The sequence below is a fragment of the Ancylobacter pratisalsi genome (assembly GCF_010669125.1).
In the GTDB taxonomy this organism is placed as follows: Bacteria; Pseudomonadota; Alphaproteobacteria; order Rhizobiales; family Xanthobacteraceae; genus Ancylobacter; species Ancylobacter pratisalsi.
In genome coordinates this window covers 232,129-251,817 of the sequence record NZ_CP048630.1, presented here as the reverse complement: position 1 = coordinate 251,817, position 19,689 = coordinate 232,129, and the positions used below count along the sequence as shown (strand labels likewise).

At 65.5% G+C, this 19,689-nt stretch carries 15 protein-coding genes; 11 read left to right on the top strand and 4 right to left on the bottom strand.

The genetic code is table 11. From position 1 onward, the window contains the following. Positions 1-28: 28 nt before the first annotated feature. Positions 29-2,467 carry a penicillin-binding protein 1A gene (locus G3A50_RS01250; protein WP_163073416.1) on the top strand — a complete coding sequence of 813 codons (2,439 nt, stop codon included), beginning with the start codon at positions 29-31 and terminating at the stop codon, positions 2,465-2,467. 18 nt (positions 2,468-2,485) lie between these two features. Here the strand turns inward: G3A50_RS01250 and G3A50_RS01245 are convergent, their stop codons facing one another. Continuing rightward, positions 2,486-3,097, bottom strand: coding sequence for a glutathione S-transferase (locus G3A50_RS01245; protein ID WP_163073415.1), 612 nt, complete (start codon positions 3,095-3,097; stop codon positions 2,486-2,488). A gap of 183 nt (positions 3,098-3,280) precedes the next feature. Here G3A50_RS01245 and prfB point away from each other — a divergent pair, with 183 nt between their 5' ends. Then, on the top strand, positions 3,281-4,411 hold the full coding sequence (prfB, locus tag G3A50_RS01240) for a peptide chain release factor 2 (RefSeq protein WP_163073414.1): 1,131 nt from the start codon (positions 3,281-3,283) through the stop codon (positions 4,409-4,411). Positions 4,412-4,499: 88 nt separating this feature from the next. On the opposite strand, the gene bcp is transcribed toward prfB, so the two are convergent. Beyond that, positions 4,500-4,967, bottom strand: a complete 468-nt coding sequence (gene bcp / locus G3A50_RS01235; RefSeq protein WP_163077175.1) for a thioredoxin-dependent thiol peroxidase — start codon at positions 4,965-4,967, stop codon at positions 4,500-4,502. Positions 4,968-5,113: 146 nt separating this feature from the next. On the opposite strand from bcp, the gene G3A50_RS01230 reads away from it, so the two are divergent. After that, entirely contained in the window at positions 5,114-8,650 is a 3,537-nt protein-coding gene (locus G3A50_RS01230; RefSeq protein ID WP_163073413.1) for a YhdP family protein, read from the top strand. A 115-nt stretch (positions 8,651-8,765) separates the two neighbouring features. Here the strand turns inward: G3A50_RS01230 and tyrS are convergent, their stop codons facing one another. Beyond that, positions 8,766-10,025 carry a tyrosine--tRNA ligase gene (gene tyrS, locus G3A50_RS01225; protein WP_163073412.1) on the bottom strand — a complete coding sequence of 420 codons (1,260 nt, stop codon included), beginning with the start codon at positions 10,023-10,025 and terminating at the stop codon, positions 8,766-8,768. Positions 10,026-10,112: 87 nt separating this feature from the next. Here tyrS and G3A50_RS01220 point away from each other — a divergent pair, with 87 nt between their 5' ends. Both G3A50_RS01220 and G3A50_RS01215 read left to right on the top strand, forming a co-directional pair. Next, on the top strand, positions 10,113-11,252 hold the full coding sequence (locus tag G3A50_RS01220; RefSeq protein ID WP_170308621.1) for an anhydro-N-acetylmuramic acid kinase: 1,140 nt from the start codon (positions 10,113-10,115) through the stop codon (positions 11,250-11,252). 214 nt (positions 11,253-11,466) lie between these two features. After that, entirely contained in the window at positions 11,467-11,835 is a 369-nt protein-coding gene (locus G3A50_RS01215; protein WP_163073411.1) for a hypothetical protein, read from the top strand. 78 nt (positions 11,836-11,913) lie between these two features. On the opposite strand, the gene G3A50_RS01210 is transcribed toward G3A50_RS01215, so the two are convergent. Further along, positions 11,914-12,579 (bottom strand): alpha/beta hydrolase, encoded by a 666-nt coding sequence (locus G3A50_RS01210; RefSeq protein ID WP_163073410.1) that lies wholly within the window; start codon positions 12,577-12,579, stop codon positions 11,914-11,916. Between the two features lie 334 nt (positions 12,580-12,913). On the opposite strand from G3A50_RS01210, the gene G3A50_RS01205 reads away from it, so the two are divergent. The 6 genes from G3A50_RS01205 (at position 12,914) to G3A50_RS01180 (ending at position 19,687) form a co-directional block, all read left to right on the top strand. Continuing rightward, positions 12,914-14,083 (top strand): cysteine desulfurase family protein, encoded by a 1,170-nt coding sequence (locus G3A50_RS01205; RefSeq protein WP_163073409.1) that lies wholly within the window; start codon positions 12,914-12,916, stop codon positions 14,081-14,083. 155 nt (positions 14,084-14,238) lie between these two features. Continuing rightward, positions 14,239-15,717, top strand: a complete 1,479-nt coding sequence (gene sufB / locus G3A50_RS01200) for a Fe-S cluster assembly protein SufB (protein WP_163073408.1) — start codon at positions 14,239-14,241, stop codon at positions 15,715-15,717. Between the two features lie 124 nt (positions 15,718-15,841). Continuing rightward, positions 15,842-16,606, top strand: a complete 765-nt coding sequence (sufC, locus tag G3A50_RS01195; protein ID WP_163073407.1) for a Fe-S cluster assembly ATPase SufC — start codon at positions 15,842-15,844, stop codon at positions 16,604-16,606. 10 nt (positions 16,607-16,616) lie between these two features. Further along, complete coding sequence (gene sufD / locus G3A50_RS01190) at positions 16,617-17,930, top strand: Fe-S cluster assembly protein SufD (protein WP_163073406.1); 1,314 nt, start codon at positions 16,617-16,619, stop codon at positions 17,928-17,930. A gap of 123 nt (positions 17,931-18,053) precedes the next feature. After that, a complete protein-coding gene (locus G3A50_RS01185; protein WP_163073405.1) occupies positions 18,054-19,301 on the top strand; it encodes a SufS family cysteine desulfurase in 1,248 nt (415 codons plus the stop codon). Beyond that, positions 19,298-19,687: an SUF system Fe-S cluster assembly protein gene (locus tag G3A50_RS01180; RefSeq protein ID WP_163073404.1), complete on the top strand. Its 390-nt coding sequence runs from the start codon at positions 19,298-19,300 to the stop codon at positions 19,685-19,687. Before G3A50_RS01185 ends, G3A50_RS01180 begins: the two co-directional genes overlap by 4 nt. The last annotated feature ends 2 nt before the right edge of the window (positions 19,688-19,689 follow it).

Below are 19,689 nucleotides of genomic sequence, written 5' to 3'. Positions count from 1 at the left end.
TCGGTCGCAGTTGAGAGGGCCAGGCCGGATGCGGCTGCTACTTCGGTTCCTGGGTTTTCTGTTCGCCCTTGGCACCATCGTCTTTGTCATTGGTGGCGCTGTCGCCGGGTATTTCGTCTGGAAGTTCTCTCAGGACCTGCCGGAATATTCCCAGCTGCAGAATTACGAGCCGCCGGTGATGACGCGCATTCACGCCGCGGATGGCGCGCTTCTGGCTGAGTACGCCAAGGAGCGCCGCCTTTATCTGCCGATCCAGAACATACCCAAGCGGGTGATCGACGCCTTCATCTCGGCGGAAGACAAGAATTTCTATTCCCATGGCGGCATCGACGTCACCGGCATCGCCCGTGCGGCGTTCGCCTATCTGCAGAACTACGGCTCGGGCCGCCGCCCGCAGGGCGCCTCGACCATTACCCAGCAGGTGGCGAAGAATTTCCTCCTGACCAACGAGGTCTCGCTGGACCGCAAGGTCAAGGAAGCCCTGCTGGCCCTGCGCATGGAGCGCGCCTATTCCAAGGACAAGATTCTCGAGCTGTATCTGAACGAGATCTATCTCGGCATCGGCTCCTATGGTGTGGCCGCCGCCTCGCTGCTCTATTTCGACAAGTCGGTCTCCGAGCTGACCGTGGCGGAGGCGGCCTACCTCGCCGCGCTGCCCAAGGGCCCGAACAACTATCATCCCTTCCGCCGTCACGAGGCCGCCATCGAACGCCGCAACTGGGTGATCGATCGCATGGCCGAGAATGGCTACATCACGCAGAAGGAAGCCGACGACGCCAAGGCGACCGACCTCGCCGTGACCGTGCGCCCGACCGGCGCGCATATCTTCTCCGCCGAGTACTTCGCCGAAGAAGTGCGCCGCGAGATCTACGAGCGCTATGGCGAGGACAAGCTGTATGGCGGCGGCCTCTCCGTCCGCACCACGCTGAACCCCAAGTTGCAGCTCATCGCCAAGAAGGCGCTGATCGACGGCCTGACGCGCTATGACGAGGCGCGCGGCTGGCATGGCGTGGTCACCCGTATCGACACCGAAGGCGACTGGGGTGCGCGGCTGGCGGATGTGCGCACCTTCACCGATATCCCTTGGCGCCTTGCCGTGGTGCTGGAATCCGACGCCAAGTCGGCGCGTATCGGCCTCCAGCCGCAGCGCGATCGTACCGGCTCGATCGCCAAGCAGCGCGACGTTGGGCTGATTACCGCGGACGGCGCCAAATGGGCCATCAGCGGCAAGAAGGCCGGTGTCGATTCGGTTCTGAAGCCCGGCGATGTCGTCTATGTCGAAGCGATCGACGACAAGCCGGACCAGTGGCGCCTGCGCCAGCAGCCCAAGATCGAGGGCGCGCTGGTGGCGATGGACCCGTGGACCGGCCGCGTGCTGGCAATGGCGGGTGGCTTCTCCTTCGACGAGAGCCAGTTCAACCGCGCCACCCAGGCGATGCGCCAGCCCGGCTCGTCCTTCAAGCCCTTCGTCTATGCCGCCGCGCTGGACAATGGCTACACGCCCTCGAGCGTGATCATGGACGCGCCGTTCGAGCTGAACCAGGCGGGCCAGCCGGTGTGGCGGCCGGAGAACTACAGCGGCAAGTTCTACGGTCCGCAGACCCTGCGCTTTGGCATCGAGCAGTCGCGCAACGTGATGACCGTGCGCCTCGCCAATGACCTCGGCATGCCGACCATCGCCGAATACGCCAAGCGTTTCGGCGTGGTCGACAACCTGCTTCCGGTGCTCTCCATGTCGCTGGGCGCGGGCGAAACCACGGTGCTGCGGATGGCGGGTGGCTATTCGGAATTCGCCAATGGCGGAAAGAAGATAAAGCCCACCCTGATCGACCGCATCCAGGACCGCTACGGCAAGACGATCTACCGGCACGACGAGCGTGAATGCCGTGGCTGCGACGCGCAGAGCTGGCAGCACCAGCCCGAACCGACCCTGATCGACCGTCGCGAGCAGGTGCTCGACCCGATGACCGCGTATCAGGTCACCTCCCTGCTGGAGGGCGTGGTTCAGCGCGGTACCGGTACGGCGCTGAAGGTGCTCGGCAAGCCGATCGCCGGCAAGACCGGCACCACGAACGAGGAGAAGGACGCCTGGTTCGTGGGCTATACGCCGGACATCGTCGTCGCGGTCTATCTGGGCTTCGATACGCCCAAGCCGATGGGGCGTGGTTCAACGGGCGGCCATCTCGCAGCGCCGGTGGTGCGGGACTTCCTGCAGGCGGCGCTGGCCGATCGCCCCGCAGTGCCTTTCCGCGTGCCGCCGGGGATCAAGCTGATCCGCATCAATCCCAAGAGCGGCCTGCGCGCCGGATCTGGAGACAAGTCGATCCTGGAGGCGTTCAAGCCGGGCACCGCGCCGCCCGACAGCTATTCGGTGATCGGGGCGACGGACGCCGCGGGCAATCCGGTCGGCGTTTCGCCGGAGGCTGACCGGGCGCTTGGCAATAGCGGGACCGGCGGGCTCTACTGAGCCCGCCCCGCCTGCTCCTCAGCCATCATAGGGCGAGGCCTTGAAGGCGGGCAGGGCTTCGGCGCGTGCCGTGAGCGCCGCCAGCTTCGGGAAGGCCTCGGCCGCCACGATGTCGGGAAGCATGTTCCGTGTGAAGGTGAAGGCGATCGAGGCGGTGATGTCCGCCTGCATCGGGCGCTCGCCCACCAGCCAGCCGTCGCCGATCTCGGCCTCAAGCAGGCGATAGGCCTCCATCAACTGGCCGTGGACACGGTCGAGCCAGGGCTGGTGACGCTTTTCCTCCGGCCGGAGCTGGTGCTCATAGACGATCTGCACCGTCTTTTCGCAGGCCGCGAGGGCGAGGCCGACGACGCGCTGCCCGCGCGCATGGTCCGCGATGGCGGCGGGCTCCAGGCTGCGTCCGGGGACGGCCATCCGTTCGGCATGGGCGATGATCAACGTCGAATCCATGAGGACGAGGCCGTCATCGGTCACCAGCGTCGGCGCCTTGACCACCGGATTGATCGCGGCGAAGGCGTCGTAGTGCCGGAAGACCGACAGGCTCTCATGGGTGAAGGGCAGGTCGAGCAATGTCAGCGAGACCGCCACGCGGCGGACATAGGGCGAATCAAGCATGCCGATGAGACGCACGGGTCATTTCTCCCTGCGAGGGGTGTACGGAAGGGGAGGCGATCTTAAGTGTATTCACGCGCGGTGCCAGTGTTCGCGTACCGAAAACCGCCGAATGGCTCGCCCGTCGCGCCGCCCGTTTACAGTCCCGCCTAACGTCTCTATTTTCCGCCGCCTTTCCATGTCCTTGTGAGAGTGTTCCTTATGCGCGCCGAGCTCGCCGCGAGCGTCGACGAAATCCGCGAAGCCGCCGGTCTTCTCCGGCAGCACATCGATTTCGACCGTTCCAAAGCCCGCCTGGCGGAGCTCAACGCGCTCGCCGAGGATCCCAATCTCTGGAACGATCCCGATCGCGCGCAGAAGCTGATGCAGGAGCGCGGCACGCTGGAGGATGGACTCGGCGCGCTTGAGCGCATCACCCGCGAGCTTGACGACAATGTCGAGCTGATCGAGCTGGGCGAGATGGAAGGCGACTCCGGCATCGTCGACGAGGCGGCCGCCGCGCTCGATCGGCTCAAGGCCGAGGTCGCCCGCCGCCAGCTCGAAGCCCTGCTTTCCGGCGAGGCCGATTCGAACGACAGCTATCTCGAAGTCCACGCCGGTGCCGGCGGCACCGACAGCCAGGACTGGGCTCTGATGCTGCTGCGCATGTACACCCGGTGGGCGGAACGGCGCGGCTTCAAGGTGGAGCTGATCGAAGAGTCGGCGGGTGAAACCGCCGGCATCAAGTCCGCCACCATTCTGGTGAAGGGCCACAATGCCTATGGCTGGCTGAAGACCGAGGGCGGCGTGCATCGCCTGGTGCGCATCTCGCCGTTCGATTCGAATGCGCGGCGCCAGACCTCGTTCTCGTCGGTGGATGTCTACCCGGTGATCGATGACCGCATCGTCGTCGACATCAAGGAAAGCGACCTGCGCATCGACACCATGCGTTCCGGCGGTGCCGGCGGCCAGCACGTCAACAAGACCGAATCGGCGGTGCGCTTCACCCATATTCCGACCGGTATCGCCGTGGTGGCGCAGGGCGACCGTTCCCAGCACAAGAACCGGGCGACGGCGTGGGAAATGCTGCGCGCCAAGCTCTACGAGATGGAGCTGAAGAAGCGCGAGGCTCAGGCGGCCGCCGACCAGGCCGCCAAGACCGACATCGGCTGGGGCCATCAGATCCGCTCCTATGTGCTCCAGCCCTACCAGCTGGTGAAGGACCTGCGCACCGGCGTTTCCTCCGGCACGCCGCAGGAAGTGCTCGATGGCGATCTCGATCCCTTCATGGAAGCGGCGCTGGCCCAGCGCGCCTATGGCGGCGGCCCGACGAATGTCGAGGACGTCGACTGAGTTTGCGGGCCCGCCGTGCCGCGACGACGCGGGAAAGGCGGGCGCTACGCTCCCCCCTGCGTGAGTCCCTCGCCGGGTCGGTCCCCCGCTAGAGGGCCCTTGCCGCCTCCAGCACTTCGGCCGCGTGGCCGGCGACCTTGACCTTGGGCCACACGCGGGCGATGCGCCCCTCGGCGTCGATCAGCACGGTGCTGCGCTCCACGCCCATATATGTGCGGCCATACATGCTTTTCTCGACCCAGACGCCATAGGCCTCGAGCATGGCATGCTCCTCGTCGCCGGCGAGCGTCAGGGAGAGCGCCTGCTTGGTGCGAAATTTTCCGATGGCCTTGAGCGGATCGGGTGAAATCCCGATGACCCGTGTCTGCGCCGCACTAAAATCCGGACCGAGGCGGTCGAAGTCATGGGCTTCGAGCGTGCAGCCCGGAGTGTTGGCCTTCGGATAGAAATAGAGGACGAGCTTCTGCCCACGAAGGCTGTCGAGGGTGACGGTTTCGCCGGTGTCGGTGGAAATCGTGAAGTCGGGTGCGGGTTTGCCGGCGGCGATCGCTGTCATTTGCCTTCCTTTCGGCGGTTTTTGGGTTGATCGGCTAAGGAACGAAAAGTGGATCGTCCTGTCGGCGGCACCTTTGAGGTGAAAGGGGTCGCGGGTGGCGGGCGGCGCGGGCATTATGTCGTAACTCGCGGAGATTCGAAGCTTTCATGAAGCAGCCGACCACCCGGAAGGCGGATGCTGGTGCGAAGCGTGTTGTCAGGCGGCCTCGTCTGCGGCGCATCGCCAAGGCATGCGCCGACGCGCCTGTTCGCAAGCGCCGCTGGCTGCGCGTGTGCGGCTGGTCGCTGGGAACCCTTATGGGCCTCGCGATCGCGTCGGTTGTGGGCGTGTATCTGATGTTCACCACCGGCCTGCTGACGGTGGACATGGCCCGGCCCTACATCGAAAGCGCACTGGAAGCACGTCTGGGCGGCGGCCGCACGGTCCAGATCGGCGAGATCGTCGCCGATCGCGCGCTCGATGGCGGCGTGCTGCTGAAGGCGAGCAACATCGTCGTGCGCGACGCTGCGGGTGACGTGATCGCGATCGCCCCGCAGGCGGATGTGACGATGCAGGACGGGCTGCTTCCCTGGGTGAACCGGCCGCGCCGCATCGACCTCGTGGGCGTCAAGGTCACGGTGCGCATCGATGCGCAGGGCGGCATTGCGATCTCCACGGAGGGCGGCAAGCCTATCGCGGCTCCCGCGGCAGACGTCCCTCCCGTGGTGGCGCCGCGACAGGGCGCGCCGAGCTCCACCGGCGACAACGCTCCCACCGTCACGGCCGCCGACCAGTTGGCGACACCAGTGGGTCCGCTGCGGCTTTCCAGCCTTGCGGCCTTCGCGGATGCCATTGATCGTGGCGGGTTGGATGGCGGCGACCTTTCCGAGGTGGGTCTCAAGGACGGCATCCTGGTCGTGCGCAGCGACATCAGCGGCCGGCAATGGACCTTCGACGACATCGATCTTTCGCTGTCGCGCCCCTCTCAGGGCGGCATGAGCTTCGATCTCACCGCCGGGGGCACGGATGGCCCCTGGTCGGCGAGCGCCACCATCGGCGCCCTCACCGAGGGCCAGCGGCCTCTCACCCTCAAGGTGCGGGACCTTGCGCCGCGCGACCTGATGATCGCCGCCGGGCAGGCCGATGCCGATCTTGTCGCCACCTCGCCGCTCTCTCTGGATTTCTCCGCCCGCATCGACAATCAGGGTCTGCTGATCGCCAGTGAGGGCCGCCTTGTCGCCGGCGCCGGCGAATTCCAGCTCGGGCCGGATGTCGCCGGGCGCACCCTCGTCGACGAAGCCTCGCTCACGTTCAAGTTCGACCCGGTCCGCCATGTGCTCGCCCTGACGCCGCTGTCGATCCAGGCCGGCCCGTTCGGGCTTGAGCTGAACGCCGAGATCAAGGGCCCGCTGGAGGCGGACGGCAAATGGCAGCTTCGCAGTACCAAGGCGCGGGCGAGCTTTGGCGGTGGCGGCATCTATTCCGAGAAAGAGCCTCCGCTCATACTCGATGATGTCGCGGTTCTCCTCTCCATGGACACGGCGGCGCATCGCATCTCGATCGATCAGGCCGTGTTCAAGGGTCCGCAGGGCGGGGTGACGCTCTCCGGCGCGCTGGATATTGGCTCGGAGCGGCCCTCGCTCGCGCTTTCGGTCAGCGCGACGCCGATGTCCGCGACGTCGCTCAAGCGGCTCTGGCCCATCGTTGCCGCTCCGGACGTGCGTAAATGGGTCTATGAGCACATCGTCTCGGGCGACGTGTCCCGAGCCGAGATCGCCTTTGACGCGCCGCTGGATTCGATTGGCAACAAGCAGCGCCCGCTGGCCGCCGAGGCGGTGTCGATCAATGTGGTCGGCAGCAATGGCGTGCTGCGGCCGATCCCGGAACTTCCTCCGCTGGAGGGAGCCGACCTCGCGGTGGAGGCGACGGGACGAAGCGCGCATGTGGTGGCGAGCCGGGCGAGCATCACCACGCCTGGAGGGCGCAAGCTCGACCTGCCTGAGGGCGTTCTGGACGTGCCGAACGTCATCATGGACAACCCGCCCGCCAAGCTGCAGCTGACGGTCAGCGGCCCGGCGGCGGCGGCGGTGGAGCTGGCCAGCCGGCCGCCGCTGCGCGGCGCGGCGGCCGAGCAGATGAACCCTGACGGTGTCGGCGGCACCATCAATGGCACGGCGCAGATCAACATCAAGCTGTCCGAACACATCAAGCCCGCCGACGTCGACTATGCCTTCGACGCCAACCTGACCGACTTCAGCGCCGATGACGTGTTTCTCGGCCAGAAGCTGAACAGTGCGACGGTGCGCGCCTTCGTCACGCCGGCGGCGACCGTGCTGCGCGGCGAGGGCAAGGTGGGCGGCGCGCCGGCGAGTTTCGAATACACCCGGCCATCCACGGGCGATGCCACCTTCACCATCGCCGCGACGCTCGACGATGCCGCGCGCGCCAATCTCAATCTGGACCTTGCCAGCATATCGGGAACGGTGGGCGTCAAGCTCTCCGGCAAGATCGGCACCAAGACCAGGACGGCGGATGTCGACCTCGACCTCACCAATGCGCGGCTTGCCGAACTGGTGCCGGGCTGGTCGAAGCCGGCGGGAAAGCCAGCCCGTTTGACGGCTGACGCGGTGATCAACAACTCGGGGACGCAGCTGGACAATCTCGTCATCACCGGGCAGGGCGTGAACATTCGCGGTTCGGTCGATCTCGATGCCAAGTCCGCGCTGGTGAGCGCCAACCTGCCGACCTTCCAGCTTTCCGATGGCGACAAGGCCAGTGTGAAGGCCGAGAACGTCGACGGCGTGATGAAGCTGACCGTGCGCGGCGAGGTGATTGAGGCCCGCGCTTTCCTGAAGAACCTGCTCGAAGCTCCGGTGGCCGGTGCCCGCAACGAAAAGCCGCCCGATATCGATCTCGACGTCAATCTCGGCGTGGTCGCGGGCAATAATGGCGAGACCATGCGCCAGGCGGTGCTGCGCATGTCGCGGCGCGGCGGCACGCTGACGGCGTTCGATCTGGCGGCAATGGTCGGGCGGGGCGGCGGCGTGAAGGGCGAACTGACGACGCAGAACGGGCGCCCGCTGCTGCGGGTGGCGACCAGCGACGCTGGCGCGCTGCTGCGGTTCGTCGATCTGTATTCGCGAATCTATGGCGGCGATCTGTGGATCGACGTCGACCCCCCGAACGGCAGCGGCAAGCCGCAGAGCGGCGTGGTCAACATGCGCGACTTCACCATTCGCGGCGAGCCGGGGCTGGACCGGCTGATCGCGGCGGCGCCGAGCCAGACCAAGGATGGGCGCCCCGCGCCCGGCGCGGCGGTTGCGTTCCGCAAGATGCAGGCTGATTTCCAGCGCTCGGCGGAACAGCTGAACATTCGCGACGGCGCGATCTGGGGCCCCTCGATCGGCTCGACTTTCGACGGCACGCTCGACTTCGCCGCCGATCGCGTCGCGGTGCGCGGCACCTATGTGCCGGCCTACGGACTGAACAACCTGTTCAGCCGCGTGCCGGTGCTGGGCTTCTTCCTGGGTGGCGGTCCCAATGAAGGGCTGGTCGGTGTGACCTATGAGGTTGTCGGTCCCCTCAGCGGGCCGACCTTGCGGGTGAACCCGATCTCCGCTGTGGCGCCCGGTTTCCTGCGCAAGATATTCGAGTTCCGGCAGGCGCCCGATCCGACGCCTCCGGGACTGGTTCCGACCCGCTAGAACAATTTCAACGCATCATCCGTCACGCGCCCCGGCGCCCATTTCGCCCGATAGCGCTCCAGATCGGGCGTGAGCGAGGGGCATGACGCGCGCCGAAAGGTACGGCGCGCACGGATCACACGGGCTTCAGCAGCACATGCTTCTTCTTGCCGAAGGAGAGCTTGATCACGCCTTCCGGGGTCAGATCGGCCTGCGTGAGCATCATTTTGTCGTCGGTAACGACGACGTCGTTCACCCGCAGCCCGCCGCTCTTGATCTGGCGGCGTGCCTCGCCGTTCGAGGCAAGAAGGCCGGTGATCTCGGCGAAGGCCGAGAGCACGCCGATGCCGTCGCCGTGCAGCGCGCTGGCGGGCAGCTCCACCGTCGGCAGGTCGGCGGCGAGAGCGCCTTCCTCGAAGGTCTTGCGCGCCGTCTCCGCTGCCGCGTCGGCCGCGGCGCGGCCGTGGAGCAGCGCGGTCACCTCGGTGGCAAGGATCTTCTTGACCTCGTTGATCTCCGAACCGCCAAGCTGCGACAGACGGGCGATCTCGTCCATCGGCAGCGTGGTGTAGAGCTTGAGGAAGCGCGTGACGTCCGCGTCCTCGGTGTTGCGCCAGTACTGCCAGAACTCATAGGCACCGAGCATGTCGGCGTTGAGCCAAACGGCGCCGGAGAGCGACTTGCCCATCTTGGCGCCCGAGGAGGTGGTAAGCAGCGGCGAGGTCAGCGCGAAGAGCTGCTTGGTGCCCATGCGGTGGCCGAGATCGATGCCGTTGACGATGTTGCCCCACTGGTCGGAGCCGCCCATCTGCAGCCGGCAGTCATAACGTCTGGCCAGCTCGACGAAGTCGTAGGCCTGCAGGATCATGTAGTTGAATTCGAGGAAGGACAGCGACTGCTCGCGGTCCAGCCGGGTCTTCACGCTGTCGAAGGACAGCATGCGATTGACCGAGAAATGCCGGCCGACATCGCGCAGGAATTCAAGGTAGTTGAGCCCACGCAGCCAGTCGGCATTGTTGATCATCCGCGCGTCGCGAGGCCCCTCGCCATAGGTGAGGTAGTTCGAGAACACCTTCTTGATCGAGTCGATGTTGGCCTGGATGGTATCGACCGTCATCAGCTGGCGCGCATCGTCCTTGAACGAGGGATCGCCAACCATGCCGGTGCCGCCGCCCATCAGCGAAATCGCCCGGTGACCCGTCGCCTGCAGCCAGTGCAGCATCATGATCTGGATCAGCCCGCCGGCATGCAGGCTCGGTGCCGTGGGGTCGAAGCCGATATAGGCGGTGACGGTTTCCGTGGCGAACAGCTTGTCGAGGCCGTCTTCATCGGAAATCTGATGAATGAAGCCGCGCTCCTGGAGGATGCGGAGGAAGTCGGATCGGAAGGTGCTCATCTCAGGCCTGCGGGCATCAACGCCATATTAGGATCGGGCCGGTGATGTAACAGCTTCGCGCGTGGAAAGCATCCCGGGGGCAGTCTCATGGAGCAGTCGGTGAAGGCGATCGGGCTGATGAGCGGTACCTCGCTCGACGGGGTAGACTTGGCGGTTATCGAGACCGACGGGGAGACGGTCACCGCCTTCGGCCCGGGCCGTACCTACGCCTACACGCCCGAGGACCGCGTCGTCCTTGAGCGGGCGCTGGAGGAAGCGACCGGGCTGACCGAACGCGCCGCGCGCCCGGGCGTGCTGGCCGAGGCGGAGCGGCGCCTGACCGATCGGCATGCCGAGGCTTTGGCGGAGTTCTTTTCCACTTTTCCCGAACACCGCGACGTCGCCGTCATCGGTTTTCATGGCCAGACCGTCCTGCACCGCCCCGAGCGGCGCCTGACGGTGCAGATCGGCGATGGGGCAGGGCTGCTCCGCGCGGTGCAGGCCATGGTGCCCGGCCCCGGCCCGGTACTGGTGCATGATCTGCGGGCCGCCGATGTCGCGGCCGGTGGGGAGGGCGCGCCGCTGGTGCCGGTCTATCACCGCGCGCTGGTTCGAGGGTTGAAGACGGCGGGTCCTGTGGTCGTGCTGAATCTGGGCGGTGTCGCCAACATCACCTGGCTTGATGGCGAGATGGATCCGATTGCAGGCGACACGGGTCCGGCCAATGCGCTGATCGACGATTTCATGAAACAGCGCACCGGCGCGCCATTTGACCGCGACGGCGCCGCGGCAGCGGCTGGCCGGGTTGACGAGGCTGCGATCGCGCGGCTTCTGGATCATTCGTTCTTCGTCAAGGCGCCGCCGAAGTCGCTGGATCGCAACGATTTCCGTGCCTGGGTCGTCGAGCGGGCGGGGCTTGAGCATATGAGCGTCGAGGATGGCGCGGCGACGCTCACCGCGCTTACGGCAGCGTCGATCGCCGCCTGCCTCTCGTTGCTGCCGCGGCGCCCGGTTCTGCTCATTGCGGCAGGTGGCGGGGCGCATAATGCCACCTTGCTGCGCATGTTGCGCGAGCGGCTTTCTATCGAGGTCATTACAGCGGATGAGGTCGGCTGGTCTGGAGATCTCATGGAGGCGCAGGCCTTTGCCTTCCTGGCCGTACGTGCGCTGCGCGGACTGCCCCTGAGTTTTCCGACGACGACCGGCGTGCCATGCCCGATGACGGGCGGAGCCATTCTTCGTTCCTGAGGACGTTGCGCCCAAAGCGGAATTGAAGAGGGTATTCAGATTTTTTGAATAATGCGCGCGTCTGCCGCAGTATTCCTGAAACGCATTGGTGCGATGCAAAAGCGTATGATGCAATGCACAAAGTTCTGTATATCTTGAGGGCTCCCGGGAAGCCCGGCTCGCCAGGCAGGCAGCTTCCACTAATAGGCCTGGACAGAACTTTGGAGCAAAGAAGATGCGCAGCCTTGTTCGCGACATCCTTCCCTTGGCTGTCGCCGGGGGTCTCATCGCCATCGCCATCGCGGCGCCCCTGCGTGCCGAAGGCGCGCGGAACGGCCTTCAGCCGGGTACCGCGCAGAACATCCAGCTCGGCTATGTCACCGGCGTGGCCTACTACACGCCCGACACCGACGGCTATCATGTCATCGCGACCCTGAGCGTTGCTGACGGCGCCCCGGTACGCGTCGCCGCCACGCTGCAGCCCGAGCAGAAGGTGAGCTTCTCGGTGCCCGGCGCAACGGACGGCATGACCCGTACCGTCGAGATCGCCCGTCGCGGCGACGCGGTGCTTGTCACCGATCCGGCGCGTCTCGTCCTGAACTGAGACGGCTACTCCCCAAAAGCGAAAGCCCGGCGTGATGAACGCCGGGCTTTTTGCATATCAGACGCTGGAAGGCGCGGTTCAGGCCGCGCTGGTTTTCTTCGCGGTGTCGGGCAGGCGCTTGTCGAGATAGGTGCCCACCACTTCCATCAGATCTTCGGTCTTGCCGTCAAAGAAATGGTTGGCGCCGGCAACGGTCTGCTGCTCGATGATGATGCCCTTTTGGGTCTTCAGCTTCTCGACGAGGCCGGTGACTGCGGAGAACGGCACCACTGCATCCTTGTCGCCATGAACGAACAGGCCCGAGGAAGGGCAGGGCGCGAGGAAGGAGAAGTCATACAGATTCGCCGGCGCGGCGATGGAGATGAAGCCTTCCACCTCCGGGCGGCGCATCAGAAGCTGCATGCCGATCCACGCGCCGAAGGAGAAGCCGGCGATCCAGCAGGCGCGGGCATCCGGATTGATCGACTGCGCCCAGTCCAGCGCGGCAGCCGCATCGGCCAGCTCGCCCTGTCCGTGGTCGAACGAACCCTGGCTGCGCCCGACACCGCGAAAGTTGAAGCGCAGCGTGGAGAAGCCGCGGTTCACGAACTGATAGTAGAGGTTGTAGACGACCGGATTGTTCATCGTGCCGCCGAACTGGGGGTGCGGGTGCAGGATGATGGCGATCGGCGCATGGCGCGTCTTGGCCGGCTGGTAGCGGCCTTCGAGACGCCCCTTCTCACCGGTGAAAATGACCTCAGGCATGAAGCTCGGAACCTTGGGATGCGGAGCGGGCCGACCCGTTCTCGTCAGGACCGACGGGAGGATGAACACCTTCGCCGTCCGGACATCGTCTTGTCGCGAGCGCCTTGACGACAGCGGGCAGGGACCCTAATTTATTGGAATAATTCTAAGTTTCAACGTCGGGTTGCAAAGGTTGCGCGCTCACTCGCCTACCCAAGCCTCCCCACGCAGATGCGGATGTGAACCTATGCAGGACGGCGACTCAATTTGCAAGCTCGCCGGGCATAGGGCAGGCGCATCGCGTGTTGGATGCCTATATAGGATGTGAGCCCGGCAATTCGAGCCCACGAGCATCATGCACGAAAGAACCTATCTCGATCATAACGCCACTGCGCCGATACGCCCCGAAGCGCGTGCGGCGCTCATGGACGCCTTGGACGCGACCGGCAATGGCTCGGCCGTGCACGGGGAAGGGCGGGGCGCGCGCGCCACTATCGAGGCGGCGCGGGCCAAGGTCGCCGCGCTCGTCGGCGCCGATGCGCGCGGCGTGGTGTTCACCGCCGGCGGCACCGAGGCGGATACGCTGGCGCTGACGCCCGACTTCTTCCGTGGCGAGGAGAGGCTTGGATGCGATGTGCTGATCACCAGCGCCGTCGAACATGCCGCCGTGCTGCGCGGGCACCGGTTTCCCGTTGAACAAGTTGATGTGCTTGCCGTGGATTCGCGCGGGCGCGTGGAACTTGAAGAATTGGATGTCGCCCTCGCGCACCATGCCGAAGCGGGCCGGCGGGCCCTGGTGTCGGTCATGCTCGCCAATAACGAGACCGGCGTGATCCAGCCATTGGCGGAAGTGGCGCGGCGCGCCCACGCTCATGGCGCGCTGGTCCATACCGATGCGGTGCAGGCAGCAGGACGCATTCCGGTGTCGATGCGGGCGCTTGGCGTCGATCTGATGTCGTTGTCGGCGCACAAGATCGGCGGCGCGCCGGGTTCCGGCGCTCTGGTGATCGCCGATCCTGATCTTCGGCCGGCGCCGGTCTTTTCCGGCGGTGGGCAGGAGAGGGGGCGCCGGGCGGGCAGCGAGAACATTCCCTCGATCGCGGCCTTTGGCGCGGCGGCGGCGTCCGCGGGCTCCGCTGTGGAAGACGAGGTGGTGCGCATCGATGCCTTGCGCGAGCGGCTTGAAAGCGCTCTAAGATGCGAGTTCCCCGAGCTGGTCCTGCTCGTCGGTGACGTCGAGCGGTTGCCCAACACGTCCTGCGTGGCTCTCCCCGGAGTGCCGGCGGAAAATCTGGTGATCGCCCTCGATCTGGCAGGCGTTGCGGCAAGCGCCGGTGCAGCCTGTTCGTCGGGCAAGGTCACCGCGTCCCACGTCCTGTCGGCGATGGGTGTGCCGGAGCGGATCGCCCGTTCCGCCATCCGCCTGTCATTCGGCTGGTCGAGCGGGGAAGAGGATGTTGACCGGGCACTCGGCGCGTTCCGCCGGGTGTGGCCGGGACTTTTGCGTCGCGCCCGCGCGGCGTGACGCGCAGGGTTTCCGCATTCCGGTGCGGGGCCCTGGCGGATGGACGTGCCTAACCGACGTGCCTATCCCCGCGAGCAACGCGCGCACGATATTTGCGGGGAACCAGTTGACCTGACCCGTGGGCCTTGACCCCGCGTGGGAGAGGAGATGAGACGATGCCGGCCGTACAGGAGACAGTGGAGCAGGTTCGCTCCCTCGACGTCGATCAGTACAAGTACGGGTTCTTCACCGATATCGAATCGGAGAAGGCGCCCAAGGGTCTCTCCGAGGAGACCGTCCGCTTCATTTCGGCCAAGAAGAATGAGCCGGAATGGATGCTGGAGTGGCGCCTTGAAGCGTTCCGGCGCTGGCAAACCATGCGCGAGCCGGAATGGGCGCGGGTGAGCTATCCCCCGATCGACTATCAGGAACTCTATTATTATTCCGCCCCGAAGAAGAAGGACGGGCCGACGTCGATCGACGACATCGACCCGGAGATTCTGGCCACCTATGAGAAGCTGGGCATCCCGTTGCGCGAGCGCGACGCGCTGCTGGGCATCGAGAGCACCGGCGGCTCGCGGGTCGCGGTAGATGCGGTGTTCGACAGCGTCTCGGTGGCGACCACCTTCAAGGAAGAGCTGTCGAAGGCCGGTGTGATCTTCATGCCGATCTCGGAGGCTGTTCGCGAGTATCCCGAGCTGGTGAAAAAGTACCTCGGTTCGGTCGTGCCGGTGACCGACAACTATTTCGCCACGCTGAACTCGGCGGTGTTTTCCGACGGCTCGTTCGTCTACGTGCCGAAGGGCGTGCGCTGCCCGATGGAGCTCTCCACCTATTTCCGCATCAACGAGCGCAATACCGGGCAGTTCGAGCGCACGCTCATCATCGCCGATGAAGGCGCTTATGTGAGCTATCTCGAGGGCTGCACCGCGCCGATGCGCGACGAGAACCAGCTTCACGCCGCGGTGGTCGAGCTGGTCGCGCTGGCGGATGCCGAGATCAAGTACTCGACGGTGCAGAACTGGTATCCGGGCGACAAGGAAGGCAAGGGCGGCATCTACAACTTCGTCACCAAGCGTGGCGACTGCCGTGGCGACCGTTCCAAGATCTCCTGGACCCAGGTCGAGACCGGCTCGGCGATCACCTGGAAATACCCGAGCTGCATCCTGCGCGGGGACAATTCGCAGGGCGAGTTCTACTCCATCGCGATCTCGAACGGCTATCAGCAGGTCGACAGCGGCACCAAGATGATCCATCTCGGCAAGAACACGTCGAGCCGCATCATCTCCAAGGGCATCGCCGCCGGGCATTCCGACAACACCTATCGCGGACTGGTCTCGGCTCACCGCAAGGCGACCGGCGCCCGGAACTTCACCAACTGCGACAGCCTGCTCATCGGCGACAAGTGCGGCGCACATACCGTGCCCTATATCGAATCGAAGAATTCGAGCGCGCAGTTCGAGCACGAGGCCACCACCTCGAAGATCTCCGACGACCAGCTCTTCTACTGCCAGCAGCGCGGCCTCGACCCCGAGGAAGCGACGGCGCTGATCGTCAACGGCTTCGTCAAGGACGTGCTCCAGCAACTGCCGATGGAGTTCGCGGTCGAGGCGCAGAAGCTCATTCAGGTGAGCCTGGAAGGCTCGGTGGGCTGACGGCCCTTATCGCACTTCGTCATCCCGGGGCCGGCTCGGCCGGCCCTGGGGACACTTCAGGATTTCAGCGCGCTCCGGCACCCGATCGCCCGCGACGCCGCGCTCCAGACACGGAACTGATGACATGGCCATGCTCGAAATTGACAATCTCCACGCCAAGATCGACGGCGAACACGGCAAGGAGATCCTCAAGGGACTGACGCTGAGCGTGAATCCCGGTGAGGTTCACGCCATCATGGGCCCGAATGGCTCGGGCAAGTCGACGCTGTCTTACATTCTGGCCGGCAAGGAAGACTACGACGTCACCGAGGGCTCGGTGTCCTTCGACGGCGAGGACCTGCTCGAGATGGAAATCGACGTGCGCGCCGCCAAGGGCCTGTTCCTCGCCTTCCAGTACCCGATCGAGGTGCCCGGCGTCGCGACCATGTCCTTCCTGCGCTCGGCGTTGAACGCGCAGCGCAAGAAGCGCGGCGAGGAAGAGGTTTCGACCCCGGACTTCCTGCGCCTGGTCAGGGAGCGCGCAGGCAGCCTCGGCATCAACCAGGATATGCTGAAGCGCGGCGTGAACGTCGGGTTCTCCGGCGGCGAGAAGAAGCGCGCCGAGATCCTGCAGATGGCGATCCTCCAGCCCAAGCTCTGCATCCTCGACGAGACCGATTCCGGTCTCGACATCGACGCCCTGAAAGTGGTGTCGGAGGGTGTGAACGCGCTGCGCTCGCCGGACCGGGCGATGATCGTCATCACCCACTATCAGCGTCTCCTGAACCACATCGTCCCCGACTTCGTTCACGTGATGAACAAGGGCCGCATCGTGCGCTCGGGCGGCAAGGAACTGGCTCTGGAACTCGAAGCCAATGGCTATGCCGAGTACCAGCAGGACGCGGCGTGAGGACAGGACGATGAATGCTGACATTCGTCCGATCCGGACGCCGGCCGAGCAGGCGATGATCGCCGAGCTCAGTCATCTGCCGTCGGTGAACAACCGGCTCGGCGACCTTCGCCTTGCGGCGGCGCGCTCCTTCGAGGAGTACGGGCTGCCGCATCGCCGGGTCGAGGAGTGGAAGTACACCGACCTGCGCTCGTTCATGCGCGAGGCGGTTCCCATCGCGGGCACCGCCGCCGTGGCCGACGCCGACGCCCGCGCCACCCTGCTGCGCGAGGTGGAAGCCCGCCGTATCGTGGTGGCCAATGGCGCGGTCGTGCCCGAACTGTCGGACTTCACCGATCTGGAGGAGGGGCTGAGCGTGCGCAGCTTCGCCGAGGTCGTTGCCTCTGGCGATGAAATCGGAAGCCGTATCGGGGGCATCCTTCCCGGCCGCTACGATGCCGCGCTGGCGCTCAATACCGCGTTGGCCCGGGATGGCGTCGTGATCGACGTGGCGGCAGGAGCGGTCATCGACCGCCCGATCCACATCGCCCATGTATTCGCCGGCGGCACGGCTGCGGCGACCTATGCCCGCTCGCTGGTCGTGATCGGGGCTGGCGCCAAGGCCACCTTTGTCGAGAGCTTCGAGGGCCCGGAAGGCGTTGCCTACCAGGTCAACGGCGCGACCGAATTCGAGGTCGGCGACGAGGCTCATCTCGACGTGGTCCGGCTGCAGGAGGAGAGCGAGAGCGCGATTCACCTGTCGACCCTGCTGTTCGATGTCGGCCGGCAGTCCAAGGTCCACGCCTTCACCTTTGGCGCCGGTGCCGGCGTGGCCCGCACCTCGCTCTATGCGACGCTGTCGGGCGAGGACAGCCATGTGAGCTTCAATGGCGCGACGCTGCTGAAGGGCCGCCAGCACGCGGATTCGACGCTGTTTCTCGACCATAAGGTGCCCGGCTGCGAGAGCCGCGAGCTGTTCAAGACGGTGCTCGACGATTCCAGCCGGGGTGTCTTCCAGGGCAAGATCGTGGTGCGCCAGGCCGCGCAGAAGACCGACGGGCGGATGATGAGCCGCGCGCTGGTTCTCGGCGAGGACGCCGAGATGGACAACAAGCCGGAGTTGGAGATCTTCGCCGACGACGTGCAGTGCGGCCATGGCGCTACCTGCGGCGCCATCGACGACGACCTGCTGTTCTACCTTCGCGCGCGCGGCATTCCGCTCAAGGAGGCGCAGAGCCTTCTGGTGCAGGCCTTTGTCGGCGAGGCGATCGAGACCGTAGAGCATGACGGTCTGCGCGATGCGCTCATCGACCGCGCCGAGGCGTGGCTGAAGGCGCGCGCCTGATTCATCGTGGCCGGGAGAGGTCGGGCGAGATCCCGTCGGCTCCTGAGGGACGGCGGCTCCGGTCGCCTTTTCCCGGCCATTTACGGTCACCTCCACGCACGGCGTGGATGATGGGTGCAGCCGATGACCGAAATTCACCCCGCCGTTGCCAACGGCACCTATGATGTCGCCCGCGTGCGGCAGGATTTTCCGATCCTGTCCCGCCAGGTCTATGGCAAACCGCTGGTCTATCTCGACAACGCCGCCTCGGCCCAGAAGCCGGTGCAGGTGCTGGACCGCATGCGCTTCGCGTATGAGAACGAGTACTCCAACGTCCATCGCGGCCTGCATTTTCTCGCCAATGCGATGACCGAAGCCTATGAGCAGGCCCGCGAACGCTGCCGCGCCTTTCTCAACGCACCGACGATCGAAGAGGTGATCTTCACCCGCTCGGTGACCGGCGCGATCAATCTCGTTGCGTCCTCGCTAGGCCAGTCGATTGGCGAGGGCGACGAGATCGTGCTCTCCATCATGGAGCACCATTCCAACATAGTGCCCTGGAACTACCTGCGCGAACGCAATGGCGCGGTGATCAAGTGGGTGCCTGTGACGGAGGAGGGCGCCTTCGACCTTGAAGCCTTCAAGGCGACGCTGACCGAACGCACCAAGATCGTGGCCATCACCCACATGTCGAACGTGCTGGGGACGGTGACGCCGATCAAGGAGATCGCCCGTCTCGCCCATGAGGTCGGCGCGGTGGTGGTGGTGGACGGCGCGCAGGCGGCCGTCCACATGCCGGTCGACGTCGTGGACCTCGATGTCGACTTCTATGCCGTCACCGGCCACAAGCTTTATGGCCCGACCGGCATTGGCGTTCTTTACGGCAAGCGCGCGCGGCTCGACGCGCTTCCCCCCTATGAGGGCGGAGGCGAGATGATCCGCACCGTCACCGAGGACGGCGTGACCTATGGCGAGCCGCCGCACCGCTTCGAGGCCGGCACACCGCCCATCGTGCAGGCCATCGGTCTTGGCGAGGCGCTGGTTTACATGGAGAGTCTCGGGCGCGAGCGCATCGCCGCTCATGAGGCCTCTCTCGCCGCCTATGCCACCGAGCGGCTGTCGAAGATCAATTCGATTCAGATCTATGGCAACGCACCCGGCAAGGGCGCCATCTTCGCCTTCGACGTGAAGGGCGCGCATCCGCACGACATTGCGACCATCATCGATCGTTCCGGCGTCGCGGTGCGGGCCGGCACCCATTGCGCGATGCCGCTTCTGGGGCGATATGGTGTGACAGCGACGTGCCGGGCGTCGTTCGCGCTCTATAACACGCATGAGGAAGTCGACATCCTTGCCGACGCCCTCATCAAGGCTCAGGATCTTTTCGCATGAGCGAGACACAGACCGACGCGACCTCTGCCTCGGGCAGCCCGAATGCCGCCGAATTCGATTCGTCGATCCCGCAGGAGGAGCTGGAACGGCTCACCGACGAGATCGTCACGGCGCTGAAGTCCGTCTACGATCCCGAAATCCCGGTCGATATCTACGAGCTCGGCCTGATCTACAAGGTCGACATCGCGGATGACCGGCAGGTGGCCGTCGAGATGACGCTGACCACGCCGAACTGTCCCTCTGCCGCCGAACTTCCCGGCATGGTGGAAGGCGCTGTTGCGAGCGTTGGCGGCGTGGCGGGCGTGACCGTGAACCTGACCTTCGAACCGCCCTGGGACCAGGGACGGATGTCGGAGGAGGCGCGCCTGGCGCTTAACCTCTGGTGAGC

Bases quoted from the DNA above. Each gene is read 5' to 3' on its own strand.
- G3A50_RS01250 (WP_163073416.1), top strand. From the start codon at position 29: ATGCGGCTGCTACTTCGGTTCCTGGGTTTTCTGTTCGCCCTTGGCACC.
- prfB (WP_163073414.1), top strand. From the start codon at position 3,281: ATGCGCGCCGAGCTCGCCGCGAGCGTCGACGAAATCCGCGAAGCCGCC.
- bcp (WP_163077175.1), bottom strand. From the start codon at position 4,967: ATGACAGCGATCGCCGCCGGCAAACCCGCACCCGACTTCACGATTTCC.
- G3A50_RS01230 (WP_163073413.1), top strand. From the start codon at position 5,114: ATGAAGCAGCCGACCACCCGGAAGGCGGATGCTGGTGCGAAGCGTGTT.
- tyrS (WP_163073412.1), bottom strand. From the start codon at position 10,025: ATGAGCACCTTCCGATCCGACTTCCTCCGCATCCTCCAGGAGCGCGGC.
- G3A50_RS01220 (WP_170308621.1), top strand. From the start codon at position 10,113: ATGGAGCAGTCGGTGAAGGCGATCGGGCTGATGAGCGGTACCTCGCTC.
- G3A50_RS01215 (WP_163073411.1), top strand. From the start codon at position 11,467: ATGCGCAGCCTTGTTCGCGACATCCTTCCCTTGGCTGTCGCCGGGGGT.
- G3A50_RS01210 (WP_163073410.1), bottom strand. From the start codon at position 12,579: ATGCCTGAGGTCATTTTCACCGGTGAGAAGGGGCGTCTCGAAGGCCGC.
- G3A50_RS01205 (WP_163073409.1), top strand. From the start codon at position 12,914: ATGCACGAAAGAACCTATCTCGATCATAACGCCACTGCGCCGATACGC.
- sufB (WP_163073408.1), top strand. From the start codon at position 14,239: ATGCCGGCCGTACAGGAGACAGTGGAGCAGGTTCGCTCCCTCGACGTC.
- sufC (WP_163073407.1), top strand. From the start codon at position 15,842: ATGGCCATGCTCGAAATTGACAATCTCCACGCCAAGATCGACGGCGAA.
- sufD (WP_163073406.1), top strand. From the start codon at position 16,617: ATGAATGCTGACATTCGTCCGATCCGGACGCCGGCCGAGCAGGCGATG.
- G3A50_RS01185 (WP_163073405.1), top strand. From the start codon at position 18,054: ATGACCGAAATTCACCCCGCCGTTGCCAACGGCACCTATGATGTCGCC.
- G3A50_RS01180 (WP_163073404.1), top strand. From the start codon at position 19,298: ATGAGCGAGACACAGACCGACGCGACCTCTGCCTCGGGCAGCCCGAAT.